The sequence below is a fragment of the Candidatus Profftella armatura genome (genome assembly GCF_000441555.1).
Lineage (GTDB): Bacteria > Pseudomonadota > Gammaproteobacteria > Burkholderiales > Burkholderiaceae > Profftella > Profftella armatura.
In genome coordinates this window covers 225,633-230,694 of record NC_021885.1, presented here as the reverse complement: position 1 = coordinate 230,694, position 5,062 = coordinate 225,633, and the positions used below count along the sequence as shown (strand labels likewise).

4 protein-coding genes and 2 tRNA genes are annotated in these 5,062 nt (G+C 19.0%); 4 read left to right on the top strand and 2 right to left on the bottom strand.

The genetic code is table 11. From position 1 onward, the window contains the following. Positions 1–410: 410 nt before the first annotated feature. Positions 411–1,478, bottom strand: a complete 1,068-nt coding sequence (locus SSDC_RS01015; RefSeq protein WP_144417481.1) for an acyltransferase domain-containing protein — start codon at positions 1,476–1,478, stop codon at positions 411–413. 438 nt (positions 1,479–1,916) lie between these two features. Here SSDC_RS01015 and SSDC_RS01010 point away from each other — a divergent pair, with 438 nt between their 5' ends. Continuing rightward, positions 1,917–2,492: an elongation factor P gene (locus tag SSDC_RS01010; protein WP_020915460.1), complete on the top strand. Its 576-nt coding sequence runs from the start codon at positions 1,917–1,919 to the stop codon at positions 2,490–2,492. Positions 2,493–2,507: 15 nt separating this feature from the next. Here SSDC_RS01010 and mutY read toward each other — a convergent pair whose 3' ends face one another. Further along, positions 2,508–3,602: an A/G-specific adenine glycosylase gene (gene mutY, locus SSDC_RS01005; RefSeq protein ID WP_020915459.1), complete on the bottom strand. Its 1,095-nt coding sequence runs from the start codon at positions 3,600–3,602 to the stop codon at positions 2,508–2,510. Positions 3,603–3,970: 368 nt separating this feature from the next. Between mutY and SSDC_RS00995 the strand changes: the two genes are divergently transcribed. From SSDC_RS00995 to SSDC_RS00985, 3 genes are all read left to right on the top strand, one after another. Continuing rightward, a tRNA-Gln gene (locus tag SSDC_RS00995) sits at positions 3,971–4,044 on the top strand. A gap of 200 nt (positions 4,045–4,244) precedes the next feature. Continuing rightward, on the top strand, positions 4,245–4,862 hold the full coding sequence (locus SSDC_RS00990; protein ID WP_020915458.1) for a 50S ribosomal protein L25/general stress protein Ctc: 618 nt from the start codon (positions 4,245–4,247) through the stop codon (positions 4,860–4,862). Positions 4,863–4,940: 78 nt separating this feature from the next. Further along, positions 4,941–5,029 (top strand) — tRNA-Ser (locus tag SSDC_RS00985). Positions 5,030–5,062 lie beyond the last annotated feature (33 nt).

Here is a 5,062-nt window from a genome sequence, read left to right as displayed (position 1 = left end):
TTTAAAATACAAAAAAAATCAAGCAGGTTTTATATGAAATTTATATAAAAAAAACCTGATGGGTTTTACTAAAAATGCTTTAAAATAAAGCGCGCTTTATGAAATTTATAAAATATAAAAAATAAAAATATAAATATTTTTATTTTTTAATTAGTAATTTTTTTGAAAAATGTATTAATATAATAGCAAAATGTTGATTTTGAATAGCGAATTTTTATAATTAAATTGATTGTTCCTTTAATAAATTCATTATTATAAAAATATTAGCAATATTATATTAACAAAAAAAATATTATCAAAACAATTTTTTTGAATATAATAAAATATGTATATAAAAACATATTTATTTAATTAAAAATAAAAGAAAAATTATATATAAAAATTTATTAATTAAAACTAAATTTAAAATATCAAGAATTAATTAAAATTTTTAATTTTTTTCTAGCTAAATCTAAATTAATTAGATCTTTATTAAAAGGATCTATAATTTGAATAACTCTATTTCTTTTTTCTATACATAAATTATATTTAACAAATGTCCCCATATTTCCAGATGGACTTAAATCTATATAAATTGCTTTTGGATATTTTTTTTTAAAATCCATAATAGCTTTACTAAATTGTATTGGATTTCTTATTACATTCCACCAATAATCCCCGGAAAAAAAATTAATATTATTTAATTTATTTATAGATAAATATGCACAAGATATTATTGGTATAGTAGATTTATTAATAATTCTGTTTTTAAAAATTAAATTAAATTTATTTTTTACAATATCAATTTGAGAAGAATGAAATGCAGTTGATACTGGTAATATTTGATATGTAATGTTTTTTTTCTTCAAAAATTTTATAATTTTTGTAATTTTATTATATAATCCAGAAATAACAAAACACCGATCAAAATTTATAGCAGCAAGTTCATATTGATACTTATCATAAAATATTGAATTAATATAAGAATTATTAATATCATCAATTATTAAAATCATTGCTCCATTATTACAATAAAATTCAAATAAAAATGCTTGTTTAATAATATCAAATAAACTTTCTTCTACTTCTGTTATATTTGCAAATGCAGCTGCTATAAATTCTCCAAGACTAGCGCCAAATAAAATATCTGGTATTTTAAAATCTTGTGATAATAAAGTTTTAGCCATAGCATATTGAAACATAAACAAAGCTGGGTGTGTATATAAAGTTTGATTAAATAATTTAGTTTCAGAAAATTCATTATTGTAAAGAATTTTTATAATTGATTGCCCAATATACTTAATAGATATTATATCTAATTTTTTCATCCAATATCGAAAAGTAATATTTTTATTATAAAGCATTTTTCCCATATTGAAATACTGAGATCCTTGTCCAGAAAACATCCATACAATTGGTGAATCACTCATAAATTTATATTGAGTTGTATTAAATTTATTGGAACTATATTCTTCTTTATTATTTGGAATTTTAATCATTTTTAATTTAAAAATTGAAAAATTTAACACTTTAAGAAAATTATTTACTATTTACTTTTTATAAAAAGATATTTTTAGAAAATAGAGATATTTATATTATATATTTAATAAAAATTTTAATAAAAAATGAAAATTTTAATTTAAAAAAAATAAAAAATATCTTATAACTATAATGATGTTAGAAATAACAATAAAATCTATAAAATAATTTTCTAAAAAAAACATAAATATCTATAAAATATATCTGCAAAAAAATAATAGTATATATGCTACTATTTATTTCTTAAATAGAATTTGATAAAAGATTATATAATTTATCTGAAAAAGTATAGGAAAAAATATTAATTTATATAAGATATATAAAATTTTTTAAAAAAATTGTATTTATTAAAAATTTATAATATGTTTTTTAAAAACTAAATAATATATTTTAAAAATATGAAACTAGTAAAAGAAGTTCGAGTTGGAAATGTTATTTTATTTCAAAATAAATTAATGATAGTTTTACGCTCAGATTTTCATGGATCAAGTCGAAATGGTTTTACTTATAAATGGAAAATGAAGAATATTTTAACAAATAAATTGACGGAAAATATTTTTCGTGGTGATGAAAAAATTAATGTAATTATTTTAAAAAAAAAACCAATGACTTATTTATATTTTTCAAATCCATTTTATATATTTATAGATAAAAATTACGAACAATATGAATTAAAAATTGAAAATATTAAAAATATTTTAAAATATCTTAAAAATGACATGGAATGTGAAGCTATCTTGTATCAAAAAAAAATTATCACAATTGAATTGCCTGACACAATAATACGAAAAGTTATATATTCAGAGTCAGCCGTTAGGGGAAATACTTCTAAAAATGTTTTAAAAAAAATTAAAATTGAAAATGCAATCAAAAAATATTGTTATGTTATTTTAGCCCCATTATTTGTACATAAAAATGATTTAATTGAGATTGATACACGAACAAATGAATATAAAAAAATAATAAGAAATTAAATCTATGTATAAAAATTATCTTTGTATTATTTGAAATAATATTTTTCTTACTGGAGCAGGAATAGGAGAATTTTTTATTTTTTTTATTGGATACCATATAAAATTATTTTTGTTTTCTTTTAAAAAGCATTTTTTTAAAAAAATATGACAAGGTACAATTTTAAATTGTAAATGTGTTAATTTATGAGAAATTATAGGTAATATTAAATAATTTTTTATAAATCCAAATGATGATATAAATTTTTTAATTTCAAGTTCAATTAAATTTTTTAAATTATTATCTACAAAATTAATAATTTTATCTTTTAATATCCATTCTGGAAAAGATAATAATCCACCCCAAATACCTTTATTTGATCTTTTTTGAAAAAGTACATAATCATCATCAATCACTATAAACATTATTATAGAACAATTTTTGATATTTTTTTTATTTTTAATCAAAAAATTATTGATTTTGTTAGTTTTATAGCTTATACAACATAGTTGCAAAGGACAAACTTTACATTTAGGTTTTATTTTTTTACAAATTATTGAACCAAAATCCATCAAACCTTGAGTATATATTTCTATATTTTTTTTTGGTAATAAATCAATAGCATATCGCCATAATTTTTTTTCGATAAATTTAATATTTAAAGAACAATTAATTCCTAACACTCTTATAAGGATACGCTTAACATTTCCATCTAAAATAGCATTTCTTTTTCCATAAGCAAATACTCTAATAGCGGAAGCGGTTGATTGTCCAATTCCTGGTAAATTTATTAATGAAATAAAATTTTTTGGAAAAATTCCATTATACTTAAAAAAAACAAGTTTAGCACAAATATGTAAATTTCTAGCCCTGGAATAATAACCAAGTCCACTCCATAATTCCATAACATTTTCTAATTTAGCTTGTGCTAAGGACATTATATTTGGAAATTTTTTTAAAAAACGTTGATAATATGGAATAACAGTATTAACTTGGGTTTGTTGTAACATAATTTCAGATAACCATATATAATATGTATTTTTTGTATTTTGCCATGGTAACATATGTCTACCATATTTTTTTTGCCAAGAAATGATAGTATTAGAAAAAAAAATTTTATCAAATTTTTTCATTTTAATTTATTTTTAATCATTTTTTATTTTATAAAATATATTTTTAATTTGAAGATTGTTTTTTATAATTTGACAAAATTTAAAAATTCTTATAAAATTGAAAAATTTTTAATGAGTTTTCAAAATTATTGAAATTTAATTATTTTTTGTGATATTCATTTTTTATTATTAATATTAATATTAATATATTCATGTTTTATAACTAACATTTTTTATTTTATTATTAATATTAATATTTTATCATTAATATTACTAATTAATATTACTAATATTTTATTAGTAATTTTATCACTAATTTTTTTATTTTATTATTATTTTAATTTATAAATTCCTATTTATAAAAATATTAATAATAAAAAATGATTATTAGGGGAATAGCCAAGTTGGTTAAGGCACTGGATTTTGATTCCAGCACTCGAAGGTTCGAATCCTTCTTCCCCTGAATTTTCTGTAAAATTTATTTAAATATCATATTTAATTTACATAATTATTTACATAATTACATAAAAAATTGTTATAAAATTGTTATTAATCTTAAATATTCAAAATTCAAAAACGTCCCCCTATTCTAATAAATGTTTAATCAATAAAACTTTATATTTTTAAATTTGTTTCTTATAAAGAATTAAAGGAAAAATAAAAATGAAGATTATTGCATTTGAACGCAAAAAAAAAGGAACAAGTTTTAGTCGAAATTTACGTAAAATAGGAAAAGTACCTGGTATTATATATGGAGGAAATAAAGATCCTGTTAAAATATCAATGAATCATAATATGATATATCACGCATTAAAAAAAGAAACTTTTCATTCTTCTATATTAAATCTTGAGATTTATGGAAAAGTTGAATTAGTTTTATTGCGTAATTTTCAATTACACGCATATAAAAAACTAGTTTTACATGCGGATTTTCAACGTGTTGATACAGAAAAAAAAATTCACGTAAAAGTACCTTTACATTTCATAAATTCAGAAATATCACCTGCTGTAAAATTAAATTCTTGTATAATAAGTAATGTAATATCCGATCTATATATTTCTTGTTTACCTAAAAATTTACCTAAATTTATAGAAATCAATTTAGAAAAAATGGAAGTCAATACATCTATTCACCTTTCAGATATAAAATTACCTAGAGGTGTTTCTGTTATTCATAGCACAGAAGAAGACCCAACAATAGCAACAGCAATAATCCCAGTTAATACACTGGAATCAGATAATAATTCATCAATTGAAAAAGAAAAAAATAATAATTCATAAAATTTAAATTAATTAAATATATAATTAATATTATTAATTATATATTTAATTATATTATCATATAATTAAACTTATTTAGGAGAGATGGATGAGCGGTTTAAGTCGCACGCCTGGAAAGCGTGTATAAGTTTAAAAACTTATCGAGGGTTCAAATCCCTCTCTCTCCAAAAATTTAATTTTGATTTTATAAAAGCAATTTA

Coding starts and splice junctions, on each gene's coding strand:
- mutY (WP_020915459.1), bottom strand. CDS start 3,602: ATGAAAAAATTTGATAAAATTTTTTTTTCTAATACTATCATTTCTTGG.
- SSDC_RS01010 (WP_020915460.1), top strand. CDS start 1,917: ATGAAACTAGTAAAAGAAGTTCGAGTTGGAAATGTTATTTTATTTCAA.
- SSDC_RS00990 (WP_020915458.1), top strand. CDS start 4,245: ATGAAGATTATTGCATTTGAACGCAAAAAAAAAGGAACAAGTTTTAGT.
- SSDC_RS01015 (WP_144417481.1), bottom strand. CDS start 1,478: ATGATTAAAATTCCAAATAATAAAGAAGAATATAGTTCCAATAAATTT.